The 3,218-nt window shown below is 73.2% G+C and carries 2 protein-coding genes and 2 pseudogenes; 1 reads left to right on the forward strand and 3 read right to left on the reverse strand.

What is annotated here, in order from left to right:
- Positions 1-100: 100 nt before the first annotated feature.
- Positions 101-706 (forward strand): aspartate kinase, encoded by a 606-nt coding sequence (locus Y694_RS20690; protein ID WP_310732288.1) that lies wholly within the window; start codon positions 101-103, stop codon positions 704-706.
- 7 nt (positions 707-713) lie between these two features.
- Here the strand turns inward: Y694_RS20690 and Y694_RS20695 are convergent.
- The 3 genes and pseudogenes from Y694_RS20695 to Y694_RS20705 form a co-directional block, all read right to left on the reverse strand.
- A pseudogene (locus Y694_RS20695) lies at positions 714-1,396 on the reverse strand ((5-formylfuran-3-yl)methyl phosphate synthase).
- Entirely contained in the window at positions 1,393-1,983 is a 591-nt protein-coding gene (locus tag Y694_RS20700; RefSeq protein ID WP_036236118.1) for a DUF447 domain-containing protein, read from the reverse strand. Before Y694_RS20700 ends, Y694_RS20695 begins: the two are co-directional and overlap by 4 nt.
- Positions 1,980-3,218: pseudogene (locus tag Y694_RS20705) on the reverse strand (dihydropteroate synthase); the annotation flags it as partial. The pseudogene Y694_RS20705 and the gene Y694_RS20700, both read right to left, overlap by 4 nt.

Below are 3,218 nucleotides of genomic sequence, written 5' to 3' on the forward strand. Positions count from 1 at the left end.
GACGACCTGCCGCAGGCCGACGCGGCGCTGCAGCGGCGGGCCCAGGTGGGTGCCCCCAGCGCGGCGGTCGCGCTGCTGCGGGTGCGGGAGACGGCCTGATGTGGGTCGTCAAGCTCGGCGGCAGCCTGAACAGGATGCGTCGCTGCCGCAGTGGCTGGACCTGCTGGCCGAGCTGGGCGGTGGCCGTGTGATCGTGGTGCCGGGTGGCGGCGCCTTCGCCGACCAGGTGCGCGACGCGCAGTCGCACTGGCAGTTCGACGACCTGGTGGCGCACAACATGGCGGTGCTCGGCATGGCGCAGACCGCGCTGATGCTGCAGGGCCTGTGCCCGGCGCTGCAGGCCGCCGCCGGCGAGCAGCCGCTGCGGCGCGTGCTGAAGGGCGGCCAGACGGCGCTGTGGCTGCCGCTCGACCTGCTGCGCAGCCGGCCCGACGAACTGACCACGTGGGACACCAGCGCCGACAGCCTGGCGCTGTGGCTCGCGCAGCGTCTGCACGCCGAGCGCCTGCTGGTCGTCAAGTCCTGCACCATCGATGGCCGGCTCACGCTGTCGCAGCTGGGCGACGCGGGCGTGCTGGACGCCGGCTTCGCGCAGCGCGCGCGCCAGGCGGCTTTCCCGATCGACCTGCTGCACAGGGGCGAGCTGACCCGCGCACGCGCGCTGCTGCTCGACGAGTCGCTCAGCTGCCGGCCGTTCGCTGACTAGTTTTCTCTCACGCCGCCTGCGCGGCGTCCTCGCACTGCAGCTGCTCGCGCAGCGCCCGCACGCGTTGCGGGTCGAGTGCGGCGGTGCGTGCGCCGCTGCACACCGCGCTGCGGAAGCCGGCGAAGTCGGGCGCGATGGATTGCAGGCGCGCCAGGTGCTCGAAGCGCAGCGCGCCGGCCAGGCCGCACAGCTTGCCGCTGCGCCGCACCTGCGTGACGAAGCGCTGCAGCTGCACCTCGCTGGCGATGTCGAACAGGCTGCCGCGCGCCTTGTCCTCGGTGTCGAGCATCAGCGCGGGGAAGGCCAGCGCGCCGGCGCGGGCGAGCAGCGCGCCGTCGATGCCGTGGTCGGCCACGAACACCGGCACCACCGCGTGGCCGCACATGGCCAGCGCGTCCAGCAGCGCATGCTGGCCGGGCGCGATGCCGACCTTCACGTAGTCGACACCGCAGGCGGCGGTCTCGGCCACGCGCTCCAGCACCTCGGTCGTGCCGGCGCAGTCGCCGATCGTCGCGCTGATCGGGCGCCGGCCCGGTGCGTGCTGCAGCGCCTCGACGATGGCTTCGAGGGTGGCCGGCGGCAGTGCCCCAGCGCGCCGGCGGACGGCTCCTTCAGGTCGATGAAATCCACGCCGGCGGCCGCGGCGGCCAGCGCCTCCTCGACGTTGCGCACGCTCACCAGCAGCCTCATGTGCCGGCTCCGGCCTGCACCCGCTGCCGCGCCACGGCCTCGCGCAGCCAGCCCCAGGCCTCGTGTTCCTCGGGCCCGGCGGTCTTGTCGATGGCGATCTGCAGGTAGCCCATCTCGGTGTCGACCTTGTCGGGCGCCAGCATGTGCAGCCGGCTCACCAGCACCGCGCCCTCGATCACCGCGGCCTGCGCGCGGTTGAAGCCGGGGAAGGGCGCATGGCTCACGTCGAGCACGCGCGCCAGCGTCAGCGTGGGGCGCTCTGCGTGGTCGTCGTCGTGCCGCAGCTCGAGCTCGCTGTGCGCCAGCGCGCTGGCGAGCCGCCGGCCGGCGATGGCCTGGGCCGGCAGCAGTGGCCACGTGCGCGGCCCCAGCCAGCGCGCGCACACGGCGCCGGCGAACACCCGCGTGTCGGTCGTCAGGTTGAGCACCGCGTGCCGCGTGCTGCGCAGGTTGTCCAGCGTCGCGCTGGGCTTGAAGGGCATCAGCACCACCTGCTCGCCGCGGTAGCGCACGCCGAAGGGCGCAACATGCGGCGTGCCGTCGGCGGCCACCGTGGTGATCACGGTCTCGAAGATCTGGTCGTTCATTCCGTCGCGGGCGGCGGCTTCTTGCCGCCATGGGTCATCGTCGTTCCGGGGGCACACCAGGCGTCCAGGTCGTCGGCGCGCCGCGGCACCGCGACGCCCCAGTCCAGCGGCTGGTCCTGCACGTAGCGCTTGCCGAGCCGCCACGCGGTCTCTGCACGTGCAAGTTCCACGCCCATGTAGAACGCGTGCGCGGCGTCGTCCTCGAGGCCGAGCTGCGGCCACAGCGCGAAGGCATCCTGCGCCAGGCGCACGCCGTCGCGGTTGTAGACGTGCAGGCCCTCGGGCGAGATCTGCACGCGGAAGTTCGGGTCGCGCACCTGGGCCGCGGTCGCGGCGATCTCGGCCGGCGTGTCGGGAAACGGGTGCCGCGCGTGCGTGGTCATCAGCCCGTCGTTCATGCCCTTGGGCAGTGTGTTGTGGCGGGTGGCGGCGTGCATGATGCGGCGCGCCAGGTCGGCCTCGGCCACCGCGCGGCGCGCATGCTGGCTCACCTGCGTGGTCAGCACCGCGGCCACGTCGAGCTCGGCGCACAGGCCGAACAGCAGCGCATTGATGCCGCTGGTGTCGGCCTCGGTCAGCTCGGTGACGTTGCCCACGCCCATCATGATCGGCGCCTCGGGGTAGCGCTGGCGCAGCGCGTGGTAGCGCACGATCGACGCCGTGAAGCCGAACGGGATCGGGTCGAGGATGGGGTCGGCCAGGTAGGCCTTGCCGCGACGCTCCATCGTCTCGATCGCCTCGTGCAGCGTGGCCATGTCGGCCTGGTCGCTGGCGATCAGCACCGGCACCGAGTCCACCTCGTCGGCGATCCACAGCGTCTCGAGCTTCAGGCTCAGCAGGTAGTCGGCGCCGGCGCGGCCGCCGCGCAGCAGCTCGTCGGCGCTCATCGAGTCGACGCTGACGTTCCAGCCCTCGGCCTTCAGCGCCTTCACGCTGTCTTCCAGGTGATCGAAGGGCGTGGCCGGCAGGCAGCCGAGGTCGATCACGTCGGCGCCGTCGGCCACCAGCGCGCGGGCGCGCTCCACGATCGCGGCCACCGTGAGCCGCGGTGCGTCGACGATCTCCGCGAAGATCGCCACCTGGTGCTCGCTCAGGTCGATGGCTTCGCGGCGCGGTTGAAGAAGCGCGGCAGGTCCTTCAGTTCCTCCGGCCCGCGCTGCACCGGCACGCCGTAGTGCGCGCCGAGCGCGTCCACGTCGCCGCGCAGCGGCCGGCCGAGGAGCGGTCCACGCGGC

It is taken from the genome of Methylibium sp. T29-B (assembly GCF_000576225.1).
Lineage (GTDB): Bacteria > Pseudomonadota > Gammaproteobacteria > Burkholderiales > Burkholderiaceae_C > Methylibium > Methylibium petroleiphilum.